This is a genomic window from Variovorax sp. DAIF25, from assembly GCF_050711835.1.
Classification (GTDB): Bacteria; Pseudomonadota; Gammaproteobacteria; order Burkholderiales; family Burkholderiaceae_C; genus Variovorax.
In genome coordinates this window covers 1,049,216-1,072,642 of the sequence record NZ_CP136636.1, presented here as the reverse complement: position 1 = coordinate 1,072,642, position 23,427 = coordinate 1,049,216, and the positions used below count along the sequence as shown (strand labels likewise).

Annotated in this window: 21 protein-coding genes; 8 read left to right on the top strand and 13 right to left on the bottom strand. The window is 69.0% G+C overall.

Annotation, left to right across the window (positions count from 1 at the left end; all coding sequences use genetic code 11):
• Positions 1 to 118: 118 nt before the first annotated feature.
• From R0232_RS04840 to R0232_RS04820, 5 genes are all read right to left on the bottom strand, one after another.
• The gene (locus R0232_RS04840) at positions 119 to 1,321 is read right to left on the bottom strand and encodes an ABC transporter substrate-binding protein (protein ID WP_261215011.1); all 1,203 of its coding nucleotides are present in this window, start codon (positions 1,319 to 1,321) and stop codon (positions 119 to 121) included.
• A 23-nt stretch (positions 1,322 to 1,344) separates the two neighbouring features.
• Positions 1,345 to 2,127 (bottom strand): GntR family transcriptional regulator, encoded by a 783-nt coding sequence (locus tag R0232_RS04835; RefSeq protein WP_093354113.1) that lies wholly within the window; start codon positions 2,125 to 2,127, stop codon positions 1,345 to 1,347.
• 142 nt (positions 2,128 to 2,269) lie between these two features.
• A complete protein-coding gene (locus R0232_RS04830; protein ID WP_431511394.1) occupies positions 2,270 to 3,118 on the bottom strand; it encodes a fumarylacetoacetate hydrolase family protein in 849 nt (282 codons plus the stop codon).
• A gap of 46 nt (positions 3,119 to 3,164) precedes the next feature.
• The gene (locus R0232_RS04825; protein WP_431511393.1) at positions 3,165 to 3,917 is read right to left on the bottom strand and encodes an SDR family NAD(P)-dependent oxidoreductase; all 753 of its coding nucleotides are present in this window, start codon (positions 3,915 to 3,917) and stop codon (positions 3,165 to 3,167) included.
• Complete coding sequence (locus R0232_RS04820) at positions 3,914 to 4,648, bottom strand: SDR family oxidoreductase (protein ID WP_431511392.1); 735 nt, start codon at positions 4,646 to 4,648, stop codon at positions 3,914 to 3,916. The genes R0232_RS04825 and R0232_RS04820 overlap by 4 nt, the downstream gene beginning before the upstream one ends.
• 119 nt (positions 4,649 to 4,767) lie before the next feature.
• Here R0232_RS04820 and R0232_RS04815 point away from each other — a divergent pair, with 119 nt between their 5' ends.
• From R0232_RS04815 to R0232_RS04785, 7 genes are read left to right on the top strand one after another with little or no spacing between them, the layout of a single operon-like run.
• The gene (locus R0232_RS04815; RefSeq protein ID WP_093353965.1) at positions 4,768 to 5,475 is read left to right on the top strand and encodes a FadR/GntR family transcriptional regulator; all 708 of its coding nucleotides are present in this window, start codon (positions 4,768 to 4,770) and stop codon (positions 5,473 to 5,475) included.
• A gap of 52 nt (positions 5,476 to 5,527) precedes the next feature.
• The gene (locus R0232_RS04810; RefSeq protein WP_208509331.1) at positions 5,528 to 6,538 is read left to right on the top strand and encodes a sialic acid TRAP transporter substrate-binding protein SiaP; all 1,011 of its coding nucleotides are present in this window, start codon (positions 5,528 to 5,530) and stop codon (positions 6,536 to 6,538) included.
• 58 nt (positions 6,539 to 6,596) lie between these two features.
• The gene (locus R0232_RS04805) at positions 6,597 to 7,154 is read left to right on the top strand and encodes a TRAP transporter small permease (RefSeq protein ID WP_203204266.1); all 558 of its coding nucleotides are present in this window, start codon (positions 6,597 to 6,599) and stop codon (positions 7,152 to 7,154) included.
• A gap of 21 nt (positions 7,155 to 7,175) precedes the next feature.
• Positions 7,176 to 8,570 (top strand): TRAP transporter large permease, encoded by a 1,395-nt coding sequence (locus tag R0232_RS04800; RefSeq protein ID WP_203204265.1) that lies wholly within the window; start codon positions 7,176 to 7,178, stop codon positions 8,568 to 8,570.
• Positions 8,571 to 8,604: 34 nt separating this feature from the next.
• Complete coding sequence (locus tag R0232_RS04795; protein ID WP_431511391.1) at positions 8,605 to 10,131, top strand: UxaA family hydrolase; 1,527 nt, start codon at positions 8,605 to 8,607, stop codon at positions 10,129 to 10,131.
• Positions 10,132 to 10,144: 13 nt separating this feature from the next.
• A complete protein-coding gene (locus tag R0232_RS04790) occupies positions 10,145 to 11,077 on the top strand; it encodes an SMP-30/gluconolactonase/LRE family protein (protein WP_431511390.1) in 933 nt (310 codons plus the stop codon).
• Positions 11,078 to 11,080: 3 nt separating this feature from the next.
• Positions 11,081 to 12,142 (top strand): malate/lactate/ureidoglycolate dehydrogenase, encoded by a 1,062-nt coding sequence (locus R0232_RS04785; RefSeq protein WP_431511389.1) that lies wholly within the window; start codon positions 11,081 to 11,083, stop codon positions 12,140 to 12,142.
• A gap of 6 nt (positions 12,143 to 12,148) precedes the next feature.
• On the opposite strand, the gene R0232_RS04780 is transcribed toward R0232_RS04785, so the two are convergent.
• The 4 genes from R0232_RS04780 to R0232_RS04765 all read right to left on the bottom strand — a co-directional run bounded on the left by R0232_RS04780 (position 12,149) and on the right by R0232_RS04765 (position 16,614).
• Positions 12,149 to 13,672 (bottom strand): catalase, encoded by a 1,524-nt coding sequence (locus R0232_RS04780; RefSeq protein ID WP_431511388.1) that lies wholly within the window; start codon positions 13,670 to 13,672, stop codon positions 12,149 to 12,151.
• A 128-nt stretch (positions 13,673 to 13,800) separates the two neighbouring features.
• A complete protein-coding gene (gene slmA / locus R0232_RS04775) occupies positions 13,801 to 14,448 on the bottom strand; it encodes a nucleoid occlusion factor SlmA (protein ID WP_093353943.1) in 648 nt (215 codons plus the stop codon).
• 109 nt (positions 14,449 to 14,557) lie between these two features.
• On the bottom strand, positions 14,558 to 15,451 hold the full coding sequence (gene argB, locus R0232_RS04770; protein WP_093353940.1) for an acetylglutamate kinase: 894 nt from the start codon (positions 15,449 to 15,451) through the stop codon (positions 14,558 to 14,560).
• Positions 15,452 to 15,516: 65 nt separating this feature from the next.
• Positions 15,517 to 16,614: a glycosyltransferase family 4 protein gene (locus R0232_RS04765; RefSeq protein ID WP_093353938.1), complete on the bottom strand. Its 1,098-nt coding sequence runs from the start codon at positions 16,612 to 16,614 to the stop codon at positions 15,517 to 15,519.
• Positions 16,615 to 16,657: 43 nt separating this feature from the next.
• Between R0232_RS04765 and R0232_RS04760 the strand changes: the two genes are divergently transcribed.
• Positions 16,658 to 17,416: a glycosyltransferase family 2 protein gene (locus R0232_RS04760; RefSeq protein WP_431511387.1), complete on the top strand. Its 759-nt coding sequence runs from the start codon at positions 16,658 to 16,660 to the stop codon at positions 17,414 to 17,416.
• Between the two features lie 12 nt (positions 17,417 to 17,428).
• Here the strand turns inward: R0232_RS04760 and R0232_RS04755 are convergent, their stop codons facing one another.
• From R0232_RS04755 to R0232_RS04740, 4 genes are read right to left on the bottom strand one after another with little or no spacing between them, the layout of a single operon-like run.
• The gene (locus tag R0232_RS04755) at positions 17,429 to 18,472 is read right to left on the bottom strand and encodes a glycosyltransferase family 2 protein (protein ID WP_398496107.1); all 1,044 of its coding nucleotides are present in this window, start codon (positions 18,470 to 18,472) and stop codon (positions 17,429 to 17,431) included.
• A gap of 18 nt (positions 18,473 to 18,490) precedes the next feature.
• Positions 18,491 to 19,516, bottom strand: coding sequence for a glycosyltransferase family 2 protein (locus R0232_RS04750; RefSeq protein WP_431511386.1), 1,026 nt, complete (start codon positions 19,514 to 19,516; stop codon positions 18,491 to 18,493).
• On the bottom strand, positions 19,513 to 21,423 hold the full coding sequence (locus R0232_RS04745) for a glycosyltransferase family 2 protein (protein WP_431511385.1): 1,911 nt from the start codon (positions 21,421 to 21,423) through the stop codon (positions 19,513 to 19,515). The genes R0232_RS04750 and R0232_RS04745 overlap by 4 nt, the downstream gene beginning before the upstream one ends.
• Positions 21,420 to 23,273 carry a glycosyltransferase family 2 protein gene (locus R0232_RS04740; RefSeq protein WP_431511384.1) on the bottom strand — a complete coding sequence of 618 codons (1,854 nt, stop codon included), beginning with the start codon at positions 23,271 to 23,273 and terminating at the stop codon, positions 21,420 to 21,422. Before R0232_RS04740 ends, R0232_RS04745 begins: the two co-directional genes overlap by 4 nt.
• Positions 23,274 to 23,427: the final 154 nt, after the last annotated feature.

Below are 23,427 nucleotides of genomic sequence, written 5' to 3'. Positions count from 1 at the left end.
ATCCGCGAAACGCTGCGCTCCTCGGCGGCGCAGAGGGGATCGCCCGCCCCGCACCGCATGCCGGGCTCCGCGCCTGATCGACGGCTGCAGGAGCCCCAGGGGATCACTTTTCTCACGCTCATGCCTTCAGCGGGAACAGCGGCTCCACCTCGCGGTAGTCGCGCGGGATGATGACCTTGATGTCGTTCTTCACCACCTGCGTCATCAGCGGCTGCGCGCCCTCGTTCTGGCCATTGACGAACTTGGTGGGGCCATAGGGCATGAAGTGGTTCGAGAAGGTGCTCTTCTCGAGCGCATCGACGATCGCGGCGCGCTCGCCCGACCTGGCGCGCTCCAGCGCATCGGCCAGCAGCCACATCGAGGCATAGGTCATGAAGACCTCGTAGCTGAAGAACTGGCCCTTGGCCTCGACGCGCTTGCGCAGTTCCTGCGCGCGCTTGTCCCTGGGATTGAACCAGTGGTTGCAGTCGATGATGCCGTTGGCCGCGTCGGGAAACTCCTTCACGAACTTGTAGCTCGAGGCCGCGCCGCCGAGCACCGAGAAGATCGCCTTGGGCACCACCTTCTGCTGCTGCATGGTGCGCACCAGCAGCGCGTACTCGTTGTAGTAGTTGGCCGGGATCACGATGTCGGGGTTGATCGACTTCATGCGCAGCACGATGTTGTTGAAGTCGCGCGTGGGATTGGCGTGCTTCACCACCTCCTTGACCTCGAAGCCGTAGCCCGGCAGCTCGCGCGCCAGCAGCTGCGCGGTGCCGGCGCCGAACAGCGACTCCTCGTGGATCACCATCACGGTCTTGGCCGGGTTGCCCGCGGCCTTGTTGAGCACCAGCAGGTTGGCCATCGCGACCTCGGTCGACTTGCGGTAGCCGGGGCCGAAGCGGAAGGTGTTCTTCAGGCCGCGCTCGACGATCTGGTCGGCCACGCCCACGTCGACCACGTGCGGCAGGTTGTACTTGGCCGCGGCCTGCGTGGTGGCCAGGCAGATCGCCGAGGCGTAGGCGCCGACGATGGCGCTGACGCCGGCCTCGTTCATCTTCTCGACCTCGGCCGCGCCCGCCTGCGGCTGCGACTGCGCGTCGCCCAGCAGGGCCTCGAGCTTCGCGCCGCCGAGCGACTTGATGCCGCCCGCGGCATTGATGTCCTCGATCGCGAGCTGCGCGCCGAGCCGGCACTGCTGGCCCGAGTACGCGAGCGCGCCCGTCACCGGGTGCAGCACGCCCACCTTCAGCGGCTTGGGTTGGGCCCCGCCGATCAGCGGGAAGGCGAGCGCGGAGGCCAGGGTGGCGGACTGCGAAACGAAGCGGCGACGGGTCTGCATGGGGCGTTTCCTTTTCTTTGTCTTCAGTTGAACTTGGCCGACACGTCCCGGCTGACCCAGACCTTGGCGTCGATGCTGCCGACGCGGGACAGTTGCATCTCGTAGGTGTAGCGGTCGGGGCGGTAGAAGCCGTGCAGCCACTGCACCGGGCGCTCGGCTTCGTCGTAGATCAGGCGGCGCACCGCGAGCAGGGCCGAGCCGACCGAGACGTCGAGGTGCTGCGCGAGCACGTTGTCGGCCAGGCGCGCGGAGATGGTCTGGTGGGCCCGGCCCACCTTCACGCCCGACTCCTCGAGCAGCACCAGGATCGGCTTCTTCGAGAGCTCGCGGCGGCCGAAGCGGCGCGCGATCGTGTCGGGCACGTAGGTGGTGATGTGCGAGAGCGGGCCTTCGCGCGTGGAACGCACGCGCACCGCCTTCTGCACCGGGTCGCCGAGCTGCAGCTGCAGCGCCTCGGCCACCTGCGAGGAGGCCGTGATGGTCGCGACCTCGAGCACCTTGACCGAGGTGTGCAGGCCCATGGTGACGAGGTTCTCGAGCAGGCCGCGCAGGTTGGCGCGCTCGCTGGCCGGCGCGGTCGGTGCCTCGCCCGCGACCGGGCCGATGGGCCGCGTGCGGCGGCCCGGCGTGCGCGAGATCAGCCCTTCGGCGGCGAGCTGCTCGAGCGCGCGCCGCACCGTGACGCGCGCCACGCCGAACTGCTGCATGAGCGCGAGCTCGCCCGGCAGCCCGTCGGCGGCGAAGCGGCCCTCATGCAACTGCTCCCGCAGCACCAGGTAGATCTGGTGGTACTTGGGCAAGGGCATCTGCGACATGCAGGCGATGTTTTTGCAGTTTCAATGTTCTGTCAATGGGACATTTAAAGGCGCGCGGAAACGAAAAACGGCCCCCGCGGGGGCCGTTCGTCAATCCAGAAAAAGGGGAGCCGGGCGGCCGCGGCCGCCTGGCTCAGAGCTTGAAGGGCACCACTTCCTGGCGCTGTTCGCCCAGGCCCTCGATGCCGAGCGCCATCACGTCGCCCTTCTTGAGGAACAGCGGCGGCTTCATGCCCATGCCCACGCCGGGCGGGGTGCCGGTGGTGATCACGTCGCCGGGTTCCAGCGTCATGAACTGGCTCACGTAGCTCACGATCTTCGCCACGCTGAAGATCATGGTCTTGGTGCTGCCGGTCTGCACGCGCTGGCCGTTGAGGTCGAGCCACATCGCGAGCTTCTGCGGGTTCTCGACCTCGTCGCGCGTCACCAGCCAGGGGCCGATGGGGCCGAAGGTGTCGCAGCCCTTGCCCTTGTCCCAGGTGCCGCCGCGTTCGATCTGGAACTCGCGTTCGCTGACGTCGTTGATGACGCAGTAGCCGGCCACGTGGTCGAGCGCGCTCCTCTGCGAGACGTAGCGCGCACGCGTGCCGATGACCACGCCGAGCTCGACCTCCCAGTCGCTCTTGACCGAGCCCTTGGGCAGCATCACGGGATCGTTCGGGCCCTGGATGCAGCTCGTGGCCTTCATGAACACCACGGGTTCCTTGGGCACCGGCAGGCCGGACTCGGCCGCATGGTCGGCGTAGTTGAGGCCGATGGCGATGAACTTGCCGACGCGGGCCACGGGGCTGCCGTAGCGCGGCTTGCCCTTGACCGGCGGCAGCTTGTCGGTCTTGAGCTTGCGCAGCTTGGCGATGGCGGCATCGCCGAGCTGCTCGGGACCGATGTCCTTGACGACGGCGCTCAGGTCGCGCAGCTGGCCGTTGGCGTCGACGAGGCCCGGCTTCTCCTTGCCGGGGTTGCCGTAGCGGACGAGTTTCATGCTTGCTTTTCCTTGGGTGGTTGGATGGTTCTGTGGGAAGGGGCGATCAGTAGGTCGAGCGGCCGCCCGAGAGGTCGAACACCGCGCCGGTCGAGAACGAGCAGTCGTCGGTGCACAGCCAGCCTACCAGCGCCGCGACCTCCTCGACGGTGCCGAAGCGGCCCTGCGGGATCTTCGACAGCATGAAGGCGATGTGGTCGGGCGTCATCTGGTCGAAGATCGCGGTCTTGACCGCGGCCGGCGTCACGCAGTTGACGCGGATGCCGGTGTCGGCGAGCTCCTTGCCGAGCGACTTGGTGAGGCCGATCACCGCGGCCTTGCTGGCACTGTAGGCGCTGGCGTTGGGATTGCCGTCCTTGCCGGCCACCGAGGCGATGTTGACGATGCGGCCCTGGCCGCCCTGCGCGCGCATCTGCCCCACCACCTCGCGGCAGCACAGGAACACGCCATTGACGTTGACCTCCATCACCTGGCGCCAGTCGTCCACCGGGTAGTCCCAGAGCTTGGCGTTGGGGCCGGTGATGCCGGCGCTGTTGACCAGCGCATCGATGCGCGGCGCATGCGCGAGCGTGGCCGCCACCGCCTTGGCCACCGAGGGCTGCTGCGAGACGTCGACCTTGAGCGCGCGCGCCTTCCCCGGGCCCAGCGACTCGGCGGCGCGCGCGGCCGCGGCCTCGTCGCGGTCCCACAGCGTGACCGTGCCGCCCGAGGCGACCAGCCGCTGCGCGATGCCGAAGCCCAGCCCGGTGGCGCCGCCGGTGACCACCGCGTGGCGGCCGGCGAAGTCGAGCTGGTTCATATCGTGATGCCGCCGTCGACCGTGAAGGCCTGGCCGGTGGCGAAGATGGATTCGTCGCTGGCGAGGAACACGACCACGGGCGCGATCTCCTCGGCCCGCGCGAGCCGGCCCATGGGCTGGCGCGCAACGAAGGCCTTGCGCGCGGCCTCGGGATCGGCATTGGCGTTGATGCGCTCGCCCAGCGAGGGCGTGTCGACCGTGCCGGGGCACACCGCATTGCAGCGGATGCCGCGCGTGACGTAGTCGGCCGCCACGCTCTTGGTGAGGCCCAGCACCGCGGCCTTGGTGGTGCCGTAGACGAAGCGGTTGGGCAGGCCCTTCATGCTCGAGCACACGCTCGCCATGTTGATGATGCTGCCGCGGCCCGCCGCGAGCATGCCGGGCAGCACGGCCTGGATGGTCCACATCTGGGCGCGCACGTTGAGCGCGAAGGCGAAGGCGAGGTCGTCGTCGCTGGCCTGCTCGATGGTGCCGTTGTGCACCACGCCCGCGCAGTTGAACAGCACGTCGAGCGGCGGCAGGGTCGACACCAGCGCGCCGATGGCGGCCTTGTCGAGCACGTCGAGCTTCGCGGCCGTGACGTTGGGCACGCCGGCGTGGCGCTCGAGCAGCTGCGCGTTGACGTCGGTGGCCCAGACCTGCGCGCCCTCGGCCGCGAGCGCGAGCACGCTCGCATGGCCGATGCCCTGGCCGGCCGCGGTGACGAGCGCGGTCTTTCCCTTCAATCTCATGGTGTCTCCGATTCGGGTTTGGCCCGATGGGTGGCACGGGCCGCGCATCGTATTCTGAATTGGCCTTACCACTTGTCCAATTCAGGACAACCCTTAAACCCGCTCGCCTTCTCTTCTCCGTGCCGCTGCAGACCGTCGAACCCCAACGCCTCTATCGCCAGATCGCCGACCAGCTGCGTGCGCTGATCGGCCAGGGCGAGTTCGCCGTGGGCGCGCGCCTGCCGGCCGAGCGCGACCTGGCCAAGCAACTGGGCGTGAGCCGTCCCTCGGTGCGCGAGGCGCTGATCGCGCTCGAGGTCGAAGGCTGGGTCGAGGTGCGCACCGGCTCGGGCGTGTACGTGCTCGACCGCTCGCACCGCGCGAGCGCGCCGGTGGCGCCCACCGAGTGGGGGCCGCTCGAGCTGATCCGCGCGCGCCGCGTGATCGAGGGCGAGACCGCGGCCATCGCGGCGCAGATGGGCAAGCGCAAGGACGTCGACGCGATGACGCGCGCCATCGAGGTCATGCGCGAACTGGCCGACCGCACGGTGATGCCGCTCGAGGGCGACCGCGCCTTCCACCTCGCGATCGTCGGCGCCAGCGGCAACGCGGTGCTGATCGAGACGGTGCAGAACTTCTGGGACTCGCGCAAGGGCCCGATCTTCACGCGCCTGGGCGGCTACTTCGAGACGGTGTCCTCGTGGCGCTCGGCCATCGCCGAGCACGAGGCGATCCGCGACGCGGTGGCCGCGCGCGACGCCGAGGCCGCGCGCGCCGCGATGCACGAGCACATGGACAAGTCCCACCAGCGATTCAGCGCGAGCTGGCGACGCGCGAAGCCTTCCTGACTCCTCGCCAGCATTCCTGCCACTGCCAACTAATACAACGGAGACAAGCCACATGATCAGAGACAGCAAGAACAGCAAGCGCACCGCCCTCAAGGCCCTGGCCGCCTGCGCCCTCGCGGCCGGCGCGCTCGGCGTGTCGGGCCTCGCCTCGGCCCAGACCAAGCTCAAGTGGGCCCACGTCTACGAGACCTCGGAGCCCTTCCACAAGTACTCGGTGTGGGCCGCCGAGGAGATCAAGAAGCGCAGCAACGGCAAGTACGACATCCAGGTCTTCCCGGCCTCCAGCCTCGGCAAGGAAGCCGACATCAACCAGGGCCTGACGCTCGGCACGGTCGACATCGTGCTGACCGGCGCGAGCTTCGCGGGCAACAGCTACAAGCCGCTGGCCATCACCTACTTCCCGTTCATCTTCCGCGACGCCGAGCACCAGCTCAAGTACGCCAAGAGCGACGTGTTCAAGGAACTCGCCAAGGGCTACGACGACAAGACCGGCAACCACATCACGGCGCTCAACTACTACGGCGCGCGCCACGTGACCTCGAGCGCGGCGCGGCCCGTGAGCAAGCCGGAGGACATGAAGGGCCTGAAGATCCGCGTGCCCGATGCGCCCGCCTACCTGGCCTTCCCCAAGTCGCTGGGCGCCAATGCCACGCCGATCGCCTTCGCCGAGGTCTACCTCGCGCTGCAGAGCGGCACGGTCGACGCGCAGGAGAACCCGCTGCCCACCATCGAGGCGAAGAAGTTCTTCGAGGTGCAGAAGAACATCTCGCTGACCGGCCACATCGTCGACTCGCTGCTGACCGTGGTCTCGGGCCAGCTCTGGGGCAAGCTCAGCGCCGACGAGAAGAAGATGTTCAGCGACGTGATGCAGGAAGCGGCCGAGAAGACCGGCCGCGAGATCATCGCCTCCGAGGCCCGGCTGGTGGAGGAGTTCAAGAAGAAGGGCAACAACGTGATCGTGGTCGACAAGAACGCGTTCCGCGAGGCCGTGCTCAAGAACACCAAGCCGACCGACCACGGCTACCGCCAGCAGGACTACGACCGGATCATCGCCATCCAGTGACGCCGCATGCGGCCGGCCCCGATGGCCGGCCGCTTCCGCACGACAACGAGGAGACACGATGAGCGATGAAAAGCTGCTGGGCGACGACGGCGAGTTCCACGTCACCGACGAGGCCGTCGACCTGTCCGGCACCACGATCGAGGGCTGGGTGGCGCTGGGCCTGTTCTGGGTGCTGGGACTGACCGTCCTCTACCAGTTCATCACGCGCTACGTGCTGAACGACTCGGCCTCCTGGACCGAGGAGATCGCGCGCTACCTGCTCGTGGGCACGGTGTTCGTCGGCGCCGCGATCGGCGTGGCGCGCAACAACCACATCCAGGTCGACTTCTTCTACCGCCACCTGCCGCTCAAGGTGGGCCGCGCGCTGGGCCTGCTGGTCGACGTGCTGCGCACCGCCTTCTTCGCGGCCGCGGTGGTGATGACGGTGCAGATGATGATCAAGATCGGCAACAACGCCAGCATGACCATCGTCGACCTGCCGATGAACATCGTCTACGGCGTCTGCCTGCTGGGCTTCGCCGCCATGCTGGTCCGCTCGGTGCAGGTCAGCGTGGTGCACTGGCGCCGCGGCTACTGCGTGCTGGAACGGCCCGAATCCACGATCGACGACCGCTGAGGTCAGAACCATTCCCACGACATGCTGAAGATCGTCTTTCTGCTGTTCATGAGCGCCGGGATCCCGGTCGCCGTGGCCATGGCCGGCGCCTCGCTGGTCTACATCCTCTGGAGCGGCAACCTGCCGGGCTTCGTCGTCATCCACCGCATGGTGAGCGGCGTCGACAGTTTCCCGCTGCTGGCCGTTCCCTTCTTCATCCTCGCCGGCAACCTGATGAACAACGCCGGCATCACCAACCGCATCTACAACTTCGCGCTCGCGCTGGTGGGCTGGCTCAAGGGCGGGCTGGGCCACGTCAACATCCTCGGCTCGGTGATCTTCTCGGGCATGAGCGGCACCGCGATCGCGGACGCGGCCGGCCTGGGCACGATCGAGATCAAGGCCATGAAGGAACACGGCTACTCGACCGAGTTCGCGGTCGGCGTGACCGCGGCCTCGGCCACGCTGGGCCCGATCATTCCGCCGAGCCTGCCCTTCGTGATCTACGGGATGATGGCCAACGTGTCGGTGGGCGCGCTGTTCATCGCGGGCCTGATGCCGGGCCTGATCATGACCCTGCTGATGATGCTCACGGTGGCCTACTACGCGCACAAGAACGGCTGGGGCGCGGACGTGAAGTTCCAGTGGCCGCGGCTCATGAAGGCGCTGGTCGAGCTGCTGGTGGTGTGCCTGTGGCCCACGCTGCTGTGGTTCGCGGTCGACAAGTTCGGCGCGCCCGCGCAGCCCGCGGTGCTGATCGCGCTGGCGATCCTGTTCGTGGCCGACAAGGTCTTCAGGTTCGAGGCGGTGCTGCCGATCATGACGCCGGTGCTGCTGATCGGCGGCATGGCGACCGGCCTGTTCACCGCCACCGAGGGCGCGATCGCGGCCTGCGTGTGGGCGATGGTGCTGGGCTTCTTCTGGTACCGCACGCTCAAGTGGAAGATGTTCGTCAAGGTCTGCCTCGAGACGGTGGAATCGACCTCGACCGTGCTCTTCATCGTGGCGGCGGCCTCGATCTTCGGCTGGATGCTGACCGCCACCGGCGTCACGGCCGACATCGCGAGCTGGGTGCTCAACTTCACGAAGGAGGCCTGGGTCTTCCTGCTGCTCGCGAACCTGCTGATGCTGTTCGTCGGCTGCTTCCTCGAGACCACGGCCGCGATCACGATCCTGGTGCCGATCCTGCTGCCGATCTCGAACCAGCTCGGCATCGACCCGGTGCATTTCGGCGTGGTGATGGTGCTCAACCTCATGATCGGCGTGCTGCATCCGCCGATGGGGATGGTGCTGTTCGTGCTCGCGCGCATCGCCAATCTCAGCATCGAGCGCACGACGATGGCGATCCTGCCCTGGCTGGTGCCGTTGCTGCTGAGCCTGGGCATCATCACCTACTGGCCCGCCACGGTGCTGTGGCTGCCGAAGATCATGCAATGACCCCGACCGGCGATCCCGCGCCGGCCCCCACACGATGAATCCCTACATAAGACTCCATCCCGCCGACGACGTCGTCATCGCGCGCTCGCAACTGCTCGGCGGCACCGTCGTCGAGGACGTCAAGGTCCACGGCCTGATACCGCCGGGCCACAAGGTCGCGATGCGCGCCATCGCGGCCGGCGAACCGGTGCGCCGCTACAACCAGATCATCGGCTTCGCGAGCAAGGCGATCGGCCCCGGCGAGCACGTGCACGTGCACAACCTCGACATGGGGCCCGACAAGGGCGACTTTGCGCGCGACTACGCCTTCGGCGCCGACGTGAAGCCCGCGCCCGCGAAGCGCGAGGCCACCTTCATGGGCATCAGGCGCGCCGACGGCCGCGTGGCCACGCGCAACTACATCGGCGTGCTCACCAGCGTGAACTGCTCGGCCACGGCTGCGCGCGCGATCGCCGACCACTTCTCGCGCAAGACCAACCCGGCCGCGCTCGCGGCCTTCCCCAACGTCGACGGCGTGATCGCGCTGACGCACGGCACCGGCTGCGGCATGGACACGCAGGGCACGGGCATGCAGATCCTCGAGCGCACGCTGACCGGCTATGCCACGCATGCCAACTTCGCGGCCGTGCTGGTGGTGGGCCTGGGCTGCGAGGCCAACCAGATCAACGCCTGGCTCGCGACCGGCAACCTCGCCGAGGGCGAGAACCTGCGCGTCTTCAACATCCAGGACACGGGCGGCACGCGCAAGACCGTCGACAAGGGCGTGGCGCTGATCGAGGAGATGCTGCCGCGCGCCAATGCCGTGACGCGCGAACCCTGCAGCGCGGCCCACATCACGATCGGGCTGCAGTGCGGCGGCTCCGACGGCTACTCGGGCATCAGCGCCAACCCCGCGCTGGGCGTGGCGGTCGACCTGCTGGTGGCGCACGGCGGCACCGCGATCCTCAGCGAGACGCCCGAGGTCTACGGCGCCGAGCACCTGCTGACACGGCGCGCGGTGCGGCGCGAGGTGGGCCAGAAGCTGGTGGACCGCATCAAGTGGTGGGAGCACTACACGGCCATCAACGAGGGCGAGATGAACAACAACCCCTCGCCGGGCAACAAGGCCGGCGGCCTCACCACCATCCTCGAGAAGTCGCTGGGCGCGGTGGCCAAGGGCGGCACCAGCAACCTCGAGGCGGTCTACGAATACGCCGAGCCGGTGACGGCGCACGGCTTCGTCTACATGGACACGCCGGGCTACGACCCGGTCAGCGCCACGGGCCAGGTGGCCGGCGGCGCCAACCTGATCTGCTTCACCACCGGCCGCGGCTCGGCCTACGGCTGCGCGCCCTCGCCTTCGCTCAAGCTCGCGACCAACTCGGCGCTGTGGAAGCGGCAGGAGGAAGACATGGACATCAACTGCGGCGAGATCGTCGACGGCACGGCCTCGATCCAGGAGATGGGCCAGCGCATCTTCGAGCTGGTGCTGGCCACGGCCTCGGGCACGCCCTCGAAGAGCGAGCAGCACGGCTACGGGCAGAACGAGTTCGTGCCCTGGCAGGTCGGCGCGGTGATGTAGGAGCGCACGGCCGATGACGACGCTTCCCTTCGGTGCGCTGGAAGGCACCGGCTTCGAGACGCTGGACCCGCGCTTCACGGGCCTGGTGCCCAAGCCCGAGCGGCTCGAGCGGCTGTGGACCGGCGGGCGCTGGTGCGAGGGCCCGGCCTGGTTCGGCGCGCTGCGCACGCTGGTGTGGTCCGACATTCCGAACGACCGCCTGCTGCGCTGGGACGAGCGCAACGGTCAGGCCGCGGTGCTGCGCGAACCCGCGAACAACACCAACGGCAACACCGTCGACCGCCAGGGCCGGCTCGTGAGCTGCGAGCACCTGGCGCGCCGCGTGGTGCGCACCGAGCACGACGGCTCGATCACCGTGCTGGCCTCGCACTGGCAGGGCCGGCGGCTCAACTCGCCGAACGACGTGGTGGTGCATTCGGGCGGCGGCGTGTGGTTCACCGACCCGAGCTACGGCATCCTGTCGGACTACGAGGGCCTGCGCGCCGACAGCGAGATCGGGGCCTGCCATGTCTATCGCATCGACCCGGAAAGCTTCGCGGTCGAGCGCGTGGCCGACGATTTCGTGAAGCCCAACGGGCTGGCCTTCTCGCCCGACGAATCCCTGCTCTACATCGCCGACACCGGCGCGAGCCACGACCCGGACGGGCCGCGGCACATCCGCCGCTTCCTCGTCGAACCGGACAAGAAGAGCCTGCGTGGCGGCGAGGTGTTCGTCGAATGCAGCGCGGGCCTGTTCGACGGCTTCCGGCTCGACACCGAAGGCCGCATCTGGACCAGCGCCGCCGACGGCGTGCATGTCTACCACCCCGACGGCACGCTGCTGGGCAAGCTGCGCGTGCCCGAGCGCGTGGCCAATGTCTGCTTCGGCGGGCCCAAGCGCAACCGCCTGTTCGTCTGCGCCACCACCTCGCTCTACGCCATCACCGTGAACGCCAAAGGAATCTGAACCATGCCGAGAACACTGCAGGCCGACAGCCTGCAATCCACCGTCGCGAGCATCCTGCGCGCCGCGGGCAGCCAGCAGGCCGAGGCCGAACAGGTCGCGGCCAACCTCGTGATGGCCAACCTCAGCGGCCACGACTCGCACGGCGTGGGCATGCTGCCGCGCTACATCGACGCGGTCGCCGAAGGCGGCCTGCATCCCAATGCCTCGGTGCGCATCAACCTCGACATCGGCACCCTGCTCTCGCTCGACGGCCAGCACGGTTACGGGCAGGTGGTGGGCGTGCAGGCGATGGAGCTCGGCATCGAGCGCGCGCGCCGCCACGGCAGCTGCATCCTCACGCTCGCGCATGCGCACCACCTGGGCCGCATCGGCCACTTCGCCGAGATGGCGACCTCGCACGGGCTGGTGTCGATGCACTTCGTCAACGTGCTCTCGCGCCCGGTGGTCGCGCCCTGGGGCGGCGGCGACGGGCGCTTCGGCACCAACCCCTGCTGCATCGGCATTCCGCTCGCGGGCGCCGAGCCCTTCGTGCTCGACTACGCCACCAGCCGCGTGGCGCAGGGCAAGATGCGCGTGGCCCACAACAAGGGCGAGCGCGTGCCCCCGGGCTACCTCATCGACGAGAAGGGCGCGCCCACCGACGACCCCGGCGTGGTGGTGGTGCCGCAGGGCAACGGCCTGTTCGGCGCGCTCATGACCTTCGGCGAACACAAGGGCTACGGCATGGCGCTGGCCTGCGAGCTGCTGGGCGGCGCGCTGACCGGCGGCGGCACCTGGCACCGGCCGGCCGACACCAGCCGCAGCGTGCTCAACGGCATGCTCACCGTGCTGATCGATCCCGAGCGCCTGGGCACCCAGGCCAGCTTCGACCAGGAGTCGCGCGAATTCGTCGAGTGGCTGCGCCGCAGCCCGCCGGGCCAGGGCTTCGAGGCGGTGCAGATCGCGGGCGAGCCCGAGCGCAAGGCGCGCGCGGCGCGCCAGCGCGACGGGATCTGGGTCGACGATGCGACCTGGGGAGAGATCGTGGCGGCGGGCGCGAAGGTGGGGGTCGCGGTCGCCGCCTGAGCGCGCTCAGCTCCTGCTCGCGTCGTGCGCCGGCTTGCCGACCTGCACGCTGGTGTCGTCGCCCCTGATCTTCTCCTGCACGGCCCGGATCGCCTTCTCGAGCCGCGCACCGTAGTCGGCATCGGCCTGGCGGAAGTAGCTCACCGAACGGTCGATGATGTCCTGGCGCGTGACCGCGCCCAGGCCGCCCGCGATGCTCTGGACCAGGCGCTCCTTCGCGGCCTCGTCCATCAGGCGGTAGAGGTCGCCGGCCTGCACGAAGTCGGTGTCCTCGGGGTGCTGTTGCCACTGGTGGCTGCCGGTCCAGCCGTGGATCTGCAGCGGCGCATAGACCGGCTCGTTGCTCTGCTTGGGTGCATCGCTGAAGCTGTTGGGCTCGTAGTTCGGGCCGCGGCCGCCGTTGCCGTCGCCACGCATCGCGCCGTCGCGGCCGTAGTTCTGCGCCGTGGTCGCGTGCGGCCGGTTCACGGGCAGCTGCGTGTGGTTGATGCCCAGGCGGTAGCGCTGCGTGTCGCCGTAGCTGAACAGGCGGCCCTGCAGCATCTTGTCGGGCGAGGGGCCGATGCCGGGCACGAAGTTGGCAGGGTTGAACGCGGCCTGCTCGATCTCGGCGAAGTAGTTGTCGGGGTTGCGGTTCAGCGTGAGGATGCCGATGTCGATCTTCGGGTAGTCCTTGTGCGACCAGACCTTGGTCAGGTCGAAGGGATTGAAGCGGTAGGTCTGCGCCTCGACCACCGGCATGATCTGCACCTGCACGCGCCAGCTCGGGAACTCGCCGCGCTCGATCGAATGCAGCAGGTCGAGGTGGTGGTGGTTCGGGTTCTCGCCGCCCACGCGCTGCGCCTCTTGCGCGACGAAGGTCTCGATGCCCTGGTTGGTCTTGAAGTGGTACTTGACCCAGAAGGCCTCGCCCTGCGCGTTGACCCACTGGAAGGTGTGCGAGCCGAAGCCGTCCATGTGACGGTAGCTCCTCGGAATGCCGCGGTCGCCGAACAGCCAGGTGAACTGGTGCGTGGCCTCGGGCGAGTGCGAGAAGAAGTCCCAGGCGTTGTTGGGCTCCTGCACGTGGCTGTAGGGGTCGCGCTTCTGCGAATGGATGAAGTCGGGGAACTTGAGCGGATCGCGGATGAAGAAGATCGGCGTGTTGTTGCCGACCAGGTCGTAGTTGCCTTCCTCGGTGTAGAACTTGAGCGCGAAGCCGCGCGGATCGCGCACCGTGTCGGCCGAGCCGAGTTCGAGCGCCACGGTCGAGAAGCGCGCCAGCACCTCGGTCTTCTGGCCGACCTGGCCGAGGAATTTCGCCTTGGTCCATTTCGTGACATCGGCCGTCACCTCGAAGGTACCGAAGGCACCCGAGCCGCGCGCATGCACCACGCGCTCGGGGATGCGCTCGCGGTCGAAGCGCGCGAGCTTCTCGATCAGGTGATGGTCTTGCATCAGCACGGGGCCGTTCACGCCCGCGGTCTGCGACTGCTGGTTGTTCTCGACGGGCGCGCCGTTCTCGGTGGTGAGCTTGCGGGGATCGGTCATTGGGCTTTTCCTATCGGTTGTGGGAGCCCGTTTATTTTCAACAATCGAATGACCTGTTTCGATTGCGATTGCCTATGCCGGCGATAAGCCACGGCCGCTGCGCGGCCCTGTCCCGAAGCGGAAGCGGCTTAGAGCACCAGCGCGAGCAGCGCGTCGAGGTGTTCGGAGGGTTCGCGGCGAAAGCCCGAGCGCGCGAAGCGCTGCAGGCGGCCGACCGCCAGCGAGGTCAGCGCCGAGGCGCGCACCTGCGCATCGACGCTCGGCGTGGCCGAGCCTTCAGCGGCGCGGTCCTCGCGCAGCGCCTGGCGGATGCTGGCTTCGATCTTGTCGAAGAACTGGTTCATGCGCTGCTGCAGCCGCTCGTTCTCGTAGACCAGCGCATCGCCGACCATGACGCGCGTCATGCCGGGGTTGCGCTCGGCGAACTGCACCAGCATCGCGATGATGCGGGCCGCCTGTTCCTTGCCCGTGGCCTCGCGCTCGAGGATCTGGTTGACCAGGGTGAACACGCTCTGCTCGATGAAGTCGATCAGGCCCTCGAACATCTGCGCCTTGCTCGCGAAGTGGCGGTAGAGCGCGGCCTCGCTGACCTCGAGGCGGGCGGCCAGCGCCGCGGTGGTCACGCGCTCGGCGCCGGGCTGCTCGAGCATCGCGGCCAGGGCCTGCAGGATCTGCACGCGCCGCTCGCCGGGCTTGGGACGCTTGCGCGCCGGAGCGGCCGGCGCGGTCTCGGCCTGGGTCTCTGCACCGGGGACGACTGTCTCTTCGTTTTGCATGGGAGGCGCGTGCGGAAGATGTAAACAATTGATTCTCGCACAGCAGTGAGCGCGCGCCTCCCCGCGCGCCCGCTGGCCGCCGACCCGCCTCGGGGCCGGCCCCACGCGCTCAGCGCGCGCGGATCATCGTGCCGTAGGCCTGATCGGTCAGGATCTCGAGCAGCATCGCGTGCGGCACGCGGCCGTCGATGATGTGCACGGCGTTGACGCCGCTCTTGGCCGCGTCGAGCGCGCCCTCGATCTTCGGCAGCATGCCGCCCGAGATCGTGCCGTCGGCGAACAGGTCGTCGATCTCGCGCGCGCTCAGGTTGGTGAGCAGCTTGCCGTCCTTGTCGAGCACGCCGGGCGTGTTGGTCAGCAGCATCAGCTTCTCGGCCTTGAGCACGGTGGCCAGCTTGCCGGCCACCACGTCGGCGTTGATGTTGTAGCTCTCGTTCTCCTCGCCGAAGCCGATCGGGCTCACGACGGGGATGAAGGCGTCGTCCTGCAGCGCCTTGACCACGCTCGGGTCGATCGAGACGATGTCGCCGACCTGGCCCACGTCGTGGTGCACGTTGGGATCGGCGCGGTCGGCCAGCTTGAGCTTCTGCGCGCGGATCAGGCCGCCGTCGCGACCGGTCAGGCCCACGGCCTTGCCGCCGGCCTGGTTGATCAGGCCCACGATGTCCTGCTGCACCTCGCCGGCCAGCACCCATTCGACGACTTCCATGGTCTCGGCGTCGGTCACGCGCATGCCCTGGATGAAACTGCCCTTCTTGCCCAGGCGGTTGAGCGCGGCCTCGATCTGCGGGCCGCCGCCGTGCACCACCACCGGGTTCATGCCGACCAGCTTGAGCAGCACCACGTCTTCCGCGAAGTCGGCCTGCAGCGCCGGATCGGTCATGGCGTTGCCGCCGTACTTGATGACGATGGTCTTGCCGTGGAACTTGCGGATGTACGGCAGCGCCTGGGCCAGGATCTCGGCCTTGTCGCGCGGGGGAATGTTGAGGACGGGGTCGGTCATGGGCGGTCAGGCTCCGGGACGGTGGACGATGGACGATGGGACGGGATTCTCGCAAAGACGAACGATCAGGGCCGCAGCCAGCGCGGCACCTTGAATCGCACGATCATGAGGTAGGCGCCGACATAGGTCGTGACGAACAGAAGACAGAAGAACATCAGCACCCAGGTGTTGTTCCAGAACAGCACCGCGGGCACCACCGACATCGCGGCGAAGATCCACAGGTAGGGCGAGGTGCGGTTGTTGCGCGCGAGCAGCTGGCGCGCCTCGTCGTCGGCGAAGGCCACGCGCACGATGCGGCGGAAGATCAGTTGGTGGAAGTGCAGCGCGTCGGCCGTGCCCGGCGACTGGCCGCGCGCGAGCTTGCGGTAGATGGAGAACAGGGTCTCCCACACCGGGTAGATCAAGAGCAGCATCGGGAACCAGGGCGAGACCACGCGGTGGCGCTGCACCAGCGTCACGCAGGCCACGGCGATCACCATGCCCCAGACGTAGGCGCCGCCGTCGCCCGCGAAGATCTTGCCGCGCGGGTAGTTCCAGATCAGGAAGCCGAAGGTCGCGCCGACCAGGCAGACCATCATGGCCGCGAGCTGGCGGTCGCCGAGCTGCAGCGCCACGTGCGAGATCGCGAGGCAGACCAGCACCGCCACCGTGCCCGCGAGGCCGTTGTAGCCGTCGATGATGTTGAAGGCATGCGGCAGGCCGCCGATGGCGAGCGCGGCGAACAGCACCGAGGCATAGGGCACGGCCGCGAGCCAGCCGTCGACCAGCGGGATGCCGGTGCGCGCGAGGCTCAGGCCGTGCACCCAGCACACCAGCAGCGCCGCGCCCAGGGTGAGCATCAGCCGCCAGCGCACCTGCACGCGCTGCGTGACGTCCTCGACGATGCCGCCGAGCACGGCCGGCAGGATGCAGACCAGCATCAGCATCGAGGCCGAGGCGGGCCACGAGACGTTGAACGGATCGGTGCCGGTGATGCCGGCCGCGAGCCAGGCCACGCCCATGCCGAGGATGATGCCCGCGCCCCCCAGGCGCGGCACATGGCCCTTGTGGAAGCGCTGTGGCATGTCGGCGCCGTACAGCCGCGCATGGCGGCGCGCACGGCGCATGAAGATCTGGACCGCGAAGGCGGCGACGAAGAAGCTGATGACGATCAGGGCAATCATGGGTGGTAGCGGGGCCCCTAGAATCCCCGGGCGAAATTAGACCATGGCCACCCCCGCTACGACCTCCCCCGCCGTCACGATTTCGATCGTGAGCCACGGGCAGCTCGAACTCGTGCGCCCCCTGCTCGACCAGATCGACCGCTTCAGCCGCGAACAGGTGGCCAAGGTGGTGCTGACGCTGAACATCCCCGAGTCCGACGCGCCGCTGGCCGGCGCCGCCTGGGGCTTCGCGCTCGAACGCATCGAGAACGCGCAACCCAAGGGTTTCGGCGCCAACCACAACCAGGCCTTCGAGCGCTGCGCCACGCCATGGTTCCTGGTGCTCAACCCCGACATCCGCTTCGATGCCGACGTGCTGGCGCCGCTGGTCGCGCTGGCGGCACCCGACGCGGGGCTGCTCACGCCGCGCATCATGGAGCCCGGCAAGCGCGAGCCCGAGCAGCACCGCGACATCCTGACGCCACTCGAGATCCTCACGCGCAAGAAGCCCGGCTATGCGCGCCCCACGGTTCCGGCCTGGGTGCCGGGCCTGTTCATGCTGTTCCGCGCCGAGGCCTATGCCGCCGTTCGCGGTTTCGACGAGCGCTTCTTCATGTACGGCGAGGACTTCGACATCTGCGCGCGGGTGCAGCTGGCCGGCTGGCGACTGCAGGTCGGCGAGCAGCTGCGCGCGCGGCACGACGCCCAGCGCGCGAGCCACCGCAGCAGCAAGTACCTCTACTGGCATGTCACCAGCCTGCTGAAGATCTGGGCTTCGGGCGCGTTCTGGCGCTATCGCCGGCTGCGGCGCCAGGCGGCCTGATCGGCCCGCCCCTCAGCCCAGCAATCGGCGCAGCGAGCGCACCCCGGGCAGCCGCGTCAGCTTGCCGATTGCGCGGATCAGCCCCGGCGGGCTGTGCTCGGCCATGAAGACGGTGGCGCGCAGCTCGAGCTTCTTGCGGCCGCTGACCGCCGGGCTCGCATAGACGATCGCCGCGTACTCGGCGAGCACCGCGCTCATCTCGGCGCGGTTCGGGTCGTTGGCCTTCACCGCCTCGATCACGTGGTCCATGAAGAAGCGGCCGAAGCGCGGCATCAGGCAGTCGCGCAGCACGTAGCGGTTGCGCTTCGGTTCGTCGGGGAACATGCCGACCAGCTTCTTGAAGTACTTGAAGCGGCTGCGGATCATGCGCATGTCGAACGAGGTGCTGCCGGTGTGGATGCACCAGACCGTGACCACTTTGTCGATGAAGTGGTTCGTGAAGCCCTTGCGGAAGATGCGCAGGAACAGGTCGTCGTCCTCGAAGCCCATGAACTGGGTGTCGAAGCCGCCCACCGCGTCGAAGGCCTTGCGCGTCACGATCGCGGCCGAGGGCAGCACGAAGATGTCGTGGCGCAGCATCTCGAAGATATTGGTCTTCGGATGGTGCAGCGTGTGGTCCTTGACCATCGCCGCGCGGATGATGTTGCCCTCGCCGTCGGCCTCGGCCAGGTCGGCGTAGACGAAGCCCAGGCGCGGGTCGTCCGCCGGGATGCCCTTGACCAGGATCTCGATGTGGTTCGACAGGTAGAAGTCGTCCTGGTCGAGGAAGCAGATGTACTCGGCCGTCGATGCCGCCACGCCGGCGTTGCGCGCCGAGCCCTGGCCGCCATTCTCCTTGTCGAGGATGCGGAACGGGAAGCGCGCGGCCAGCGCGTCGAGGCTGGCGCGCTCCTCGGGGCGCGAGCCGTCGTTGACCACGATGACCTCGCTGGCCGGCATCGACTGCGCGAACACGCTCGCCACCGAGCGCTCGATGAAGGCCGCGCCGTTGTAGAACGGGATCACGACCACCACGGTCGGCGGCACGGGGACGGAGGTCTGGGGGATGTGGCTCACGGATGGCTCTGGAATGGATCAGACGGATTCGAACAGATCGCGCACCACGCCGCGAAAACCGCGGCCGAACCGGTCGTAGCGACCCGTTCTGGCCTCGCGCAGGATCGGCAGCACGCGCGCCCAGCGCGAGGCCGGCAGCTGCGTTCGGAAGCGCTGGTGCACGATCTTGCCGCGCAGCTTGTCGAGGGTGTCGGGGGCCACCGGGCGGCCGGCGCGCGCCACCTGCTCGAGGCGTTCGAGCAGCAGTTCGGCCTTGCGCGCGCGCTCGACGTGGGTGGTACCGCGCGAGGCCAGGGCCTTGCGCACCTTCTCCATGAAGGTGTCGCGCCGCGCGCCGATCTGGTTGCCACCATGCTGGCGGTAATCGATCAGCTGCGCCTCGACGGTGTCGATGCGCGCGAAGGCCGAGGCCACCGTGGCGATCCACTCGTCGTGCACCCATTCGACCGGGAACGGCAGCACCGCGTCGAGCAGCTCGCGATGGAACACGGTGGTCGCGCCGGTGACGATGTTGCGGCGCAGGAGCACGTCGAAGGCCTGGCCCGCATGCATGCGCTCGAGCTCGCTGGCCGTGACCTCGATCGCATGGAACAGCGTGCCGCCCAGCGGCGCGCCCTCGGCGTCGACGAGGCGCGCGTCCGAGTGCAGCAACCGCAGCTCGGGCCGGCGCTCGAACTCGGCCACCAGCCGCTCGAGCCGCTCGGGCACCCAGGCATCGTCCTGGTCCGACAGCGCGATCAGCGTGCCGCTGCAGGCGCGCACCGCCTGCTCGAAGTTCTTGACCACGCGCAGGCCGACGGGATTGACGATCACGCGCAGCGCGATCGCGAGGCCGGGCCGCTCGCGCAGGCATTCCTCGACGGTGGCGCGTGCCACCTCGACGCAGGCATCGCGCGAGGCGTCGTCGGACAGCACGATCTCCATCGGTGGCCGGGTCTGCAAGCAGATGCTGCGGACCTGCTCGCGCACGAAGCGCTCGCCGTTGTAGGTGCACAGGGCGACCGAGACGCTCAGCGGCTCGGCGGCGGCCGGGGCCGCGCTCATGGCGCCGCCACCCTCGCCGCGCGCGGCGGCCAGGCGTAGCTGAAGTCCTCGATCGCGAGGCTCAGGTTCGGGTTGTAGGCCGGGTCGTTGAAGAGCAACTCGCCCCAGCGCTGCTTCATGTAGCCCTCCTCGCCGAGGAAGCGCTGGATCTGCGCTTCCGACAGGTCAGAAGGCCGCGTGGCCGATTCGTGGTGGTAGAGCTCGGCATGGGGCGTCCAGACGTTGCGATAGCCGGCCTCGCGCAGCCGCAGGCAGAAGTCGACGTCGTTGTAGGCGACCTTGAGGTTCTTCTCGTCGAGCCCGCCCACCTGTTCGTAGAGCGCGCGCCGCACGATCAGGCAGGCGGCCGTCACGGCCGAGAAGCCCTGCAGCAGCGCCGCGCGCCCGAAGTAGCCGGCATCGCCCTGGCCGAGCCGGCGGTGCGCATGGTCGGCCACGCCGCCGCGGTAGCCCAGCACCACGCCCGCATGCTGCAGCGTGTTCTCGGGATACCAGAGCCGCGCGCCCACGGCGCCCACGCCGGGCTGCAGCGCGATCGAGACCATTTCGCCGAGCCAGTCGGGCGAGATCACCTCGATGTCGTTGTTGATGAGGCCGAAGACCTCGCCCCTGGCGACCGCCGCGGCCTGGTTGTTGAGCGCCGAGTAGTTGAAGGGGCTGTCGTCGCACAGCACGCGCACGCCCGCACGCGCCGAGATCTCCTCGAAGTAGCGCAGCGCCTCGGGGTCGTCCGAGCCGTTGTCGATCAGGATGATCTCGTAGCGCGGGTACAGGGTCTTCTCGAGGATGCTCTCGATGCATTGCCGCACCAGCTTCAGGCCGTTGCGCGTGGGAATGAACAGCGACACCAGCGGCGGCTCGACCGGCAGCGCATGGCGCACGCGAAAGCCCGCGCCCGCGCGCTCGGCCGTGGCCTCGATGCCGCCGCGCGCCAGGTGCGCCTGCAGCGCGCGCTCGCCGCCCTCGGGCGCGTACTCGGCCGGGTCCATCGCATGCACCGCCTCTTCGGAGGCGACATGGCGGTGGTACAGCGCCTTCGGCACGTGGACGATGCGCGCCGCATCGAGGCGCTCGGCCGCGCGCAGCACCAGGTCGTAGCGCGCCGCGTCGCCGAAGCGCTCGTCGAGCCGGCCCACCTCGCGCAGCAGCGGCGCCGCGAAGAAGGCGAGCCGCGAGACGAAGTCCTGCGAGCGCAGCAGGTCGAGGTTCCAGTCGGGCTTGAAGTACGGCGCCGAGCGCTGCCCGTCGGCCGCGATGCGGTCCTCGTCGGTGTAGATCAGCGCGGCCTCGGGATGGGCCACGGCGGCCTCGGCCACGCGCCACAGCGCATCGGCGGCCAGCGCATCGCGCGCGTCGCAGGCGGCAAGCCAGCCGTCGGCACCGGGGTCGGCGGCGTTGAAGGCCTGCGCGAGCGTCGCCTCGGCGAACTCGATGCGCGGCTCGGCAGCGGCCAGCCGGCCGGCCAGCGCCTTGACCTCCTGCGCCGTGCCCGGTCCGGCCGCGAGCACCAGCCGCCAGTGCGCGAAGACCTGGTCGCGCACCGAAGCCACGGCGCGCTCCGCCTGCTGCACATCGGCGCCATCGAGTGCCATCACCAGCACGAAGCCGGGCTGGCGCGGCCAGCCCGCGGCCCGCGCTTCGAGCGCCTGGCGCTGCGCCGGCGCGAGCGGTGCGTCGTGGCGCTTGACCCATTCGCGGTACTGAAAGCGGTCGGGCCGCGAGGCATCGGCCATCAGCGGCGGGCCGTCGTTGCGCAGCAGCACGCTGACCGAGCGCACCACGCCGCGCAGGCCCGACTGGCGCAGGATCTTCACGGCGCGGCGCGCGGTGCCGCCGAGGCCGCCGCCCTTGTAGAGGGCATTGGGGATGAAGGCCAGGGCGCGCCAGAGGCGGTTGGGGGTGCTCATGGCCGAAGCTCCGGCAGCGGCCTCGGTGGCCAGGCCAGGCGGAAGTCTTCCGCCGCCAGGCTCAGGTTGGGGTTGTGGGCCGGGTCCTGCTCGAGCAATGCGCCCCAGCGCGTCCTCATGTAGCCCTCCTCGCGCTCGACACGCTCGCGCTGGGCCGGGTCCTGGTCGCGCGGACGGGTCGCCGATTCATGGTGATAGAGCTCGGCATAGGGGGTCCACACGTTGCGATAGCCGGCCTCGCGCAGCCGCAGGCAGAAGTCGACGTCGTTGTACGACACCTTGAGCTTCGTTTCCTCGAGCCCGCCCACTTCCTGGTAGACCGCCTTGCGCACCACCAGGCAGGCCGCGGTCACGGCCACGAAGGACTGCACGAGCTGCGCGCGATTGAAGTAGCCGCCGTCGGCGCGCGCGAGGTGCTTGTGGGCATGTCCGGCGATGCCGCCGAGGCCCAGCAGCACGCCGGCATGCTGCACCGTGTTGTCCGGGTAGAGCAGCTTGGCACCGACCGCCCCCACGCCGGGCTGCAGCGCGATGGCGACCATCTGCTCGAGCCAGTCGGCGGTGATGACCTCGATGTCGTTGTTGACCAGCGCGATCACGTCGCCGCTGGCCTGCGCGACCGCCGCGTTGTTGAGGGCCGAGTAGTTGAACGGGCCGTCGTCGCGGATCACCTGGAAGCCCGGCAGATGCCGCAGCTGTTCGAAGTAGCGCAGGGCCTCGGGGTCGGTCGATCCGTTGTCGACCAGCACGATCTCGTAGTCGGGGTAGCTCGAGCGCATGACGATGCTCTCGATGCATTGCCGCACCAGGCCCAGCGCGTCGCGCGTCGGGATGATCAGCGACACCCGGGGCCAGCGTTCGGGCGCCGCCAGGTGCATGCGATAGCCATGGGGCGTGCTCTCGCTGTGCGCGGCGAGGCCGATGCGCGCGAAGTGCTCGTTCAAGGCCTGCTTCCCGGCCACCTCGGCATAGGGCTTGGCGCCGGCGGACTGCGCGGTGCTCTCGGCATGGGCACGCCAGTGGTACAGCACGTGCGGAAGATGCCGGATCTGCCGCGGCTCGACACGCTCGATGCAGCGCAGCGCCAGGTCGTAGTCCTGCGCGCCCTCGAAGCCCTTGCGGAAGCCGCCGACCTCGTCCACGAGCGCGCGCTGGTAGGCGCCCAGGTGGGAAAAGATGTTCTGCGAGCGGAACAGGTCGAGGTTCCAGTCGGGCTTGAAGTAGGGGTTGTAGCGGCGCCCCGAGGCATCGATCTTGTCCTCGTCCGAATAGATCATCCGGACATCGGGCCGGCTGCGGATCTCGTGGGCGACGCGCAGCAGCGCATCGGGGGCCAGCAGGTCGTCGTGGTCCATCAGCACCACCCAGTCGCCCTGGGCCAGGGCCAGCGCGCTGTTGGAGGCCTCGGAGATGTGGCCGTTGACCGGCCGGCGCACCCAGCGGATGCGGGCCTCCTCGCGCGCGCAGGCCTCCAGCAGCGCGACGACCTCGGGATCGGTCGAGGCGTCGTCGGCGATGCACAGCTCCCAGCGGCCGTAGCTCTGGGCCCGCACCGAGGCGATCGCCTCGCGCAGCCAGGCCGGCCGCGGGTTGTAGGTCGGCATCAGCACCGAGATCAGCGGCGGCGCCTGCCAGCGGGAAGCCTCCTCGGCCAGCGCCTTCGATGCCGGTGCGTTCAGCGCGGCGGTGCGGGCGATCCACTCGCCGTAGTCGCCGCCCTGGATATCGATCGGGACCGGCACGGTGCCCCGCAGCCGCTGCACCAGGCGACTGGCCCAGCGCACCGGCGCCGTCAGGCGCCAGCTGGTGGAGCGCTCCATGGCCTGCACCTGGTGCTCGAGCGCGTACACGCGCGCCTGCAGCTGCGCCTTGTTTGGTTCGCCAGGACGTGGAGGGAGCCGATTCCCTTGCGGTGCGGCAGGCAGCGTTGGCCTCATAAAATAAGATCCGTCATCCCGAATGCTCGCATTGAGGCCTGGGCCCTGCGATGTCAATGCCGTTCGC

Excerpts from the sequence above, each read along its gene's own strand:
- R0232_RS04840 (WP_261215011.1), bottom strand. The coding sequence starts at position 1,321 with ATGCAGACCCGTCGCCGCTTCGTTTCGCAGTCCGCCACCCTGGCCTCC.
- R0232_RS04835 (WP_093354113.1), bottom strand. The coding sequence starts at position 2,127 with ATGCCCTTGCCCAAGTACCACCAGATCTACCTGGTGCTGCGGGAGCAG.
- R0232_RS04830 (WP_431511394.1), bottom strand. The coding sequence starts at position 3,118 with ATGAAACTCGTCCGCTACGGCAACCCCGGCAAGGAGAAGCCGGGCCTC.
- R0232_RS04825 (WP_431511393.1), bottom strand. The coding sequence starts at position 3,917 with ATGAACCAGCTCGACTTCGCCGGCCGCCACGCGGTGGTCACCGGCGGC.
- R0232_RS04820 (WP_431511392.1), bottom strand. The coding sequence starts at position 4,648 with ATGAGATTGAAGGGAAAGACCGCGCTCGTCACCGCGGCCGGCCAGGGC.
- R0232_RS04810 (WP_208509331.1), top strand. The coding sequence starts at position 5,528 with ATGATCAGAGACAGCAAGAACAGCAAGCGCACCGCCCTCAAGGCCCTG.
- R0232_RS04805 (WP_203204266.1), top strand. The coding sequence starts at position 6,597 with ATGAGCGATGAAAAGCTGCTGGGCGACGACGGCGAGTTCCACGTCACC.
- R0232_RS04800 (WP_203204265.1), top strand. The coding sequence starts at position 7,176 with ATGCTGAAGATCGTCTTTCTGCTGTTCATGAGCGCCGGGATCCCGGTC.
- R0232_RS04795 (WP_431511391.1), top strand. The coding sequence starts at position 8,605 with ATGAATCCCTACATAAGACTCCATCCCGCCGACGACGTCGTCATCGCG.
- R0232_RS04790 (WP_431511390.1), top strand. The coding sequence starts at position 10,145 with ATGACGACGCTTCCCTTCGGTGCGCTGGAAGGCACCGGCTTCGAGACG.
- R0232_RS04785 (WP_431511389.1), top strand. The coding sequence starts at position 11,081 with ATGCCGAGAACACTGCAGGCCGACAGCCTGCAATCCACCGTCGCGAGC.
- R0232_RS04780 (WP_431511388.1), bottom strand. The coding sequence starts at position 13,672 with ATGACCGATCCCCGCAAGCTCACCACCGAGAACGGCGCGCCCGTCGAG.
- slmA (WP_093353943.1), bottom strand. The coding sequence starts at position 14,448 with ATGCAAAACGAAGAGACAGTCGTCCCCGGTGCAGAGACCCAGGCCGAG.
- argB (WP_093353940.1), bottom strand. The coding sequence starts at position 15,451 with ATGACCGACCCCGTCCTCAACATTCCCCCGCGCGACAAGGCCGAGATC.
- R0232_RS04765 (WP_093353938.1), bottom strand. The coding sequence starts at position 16,614 with ATGATTGCCCTGATCGTCATCAGCTTCTTCGTCGCCGCCTTCGCGGTC.
- R0232_RS04760 (WP_431511387.1), top strand. The coding sequence starts at position 16,658 with ATGGCCACCCCCGCTACGACCTCCCCCGCCGTCACGATTTCGATCGTG.
- R0232_RS04750 (WP_431511386.1), bottom strand. The coding sequence starts at position 19,516 with ATGAGCGCGGCCCCGGCCGCCGCCGAGCCGCTGAGCGTCTCGGTCGCC.
- R0232_RS04745 (WP_431511385.1), bottom strand. The coding sequence starts at position 21,423 with ATGAGCACCCCCAACCGCCTCTGGCGCGCCCTGGCCTTCATCCCCAAT.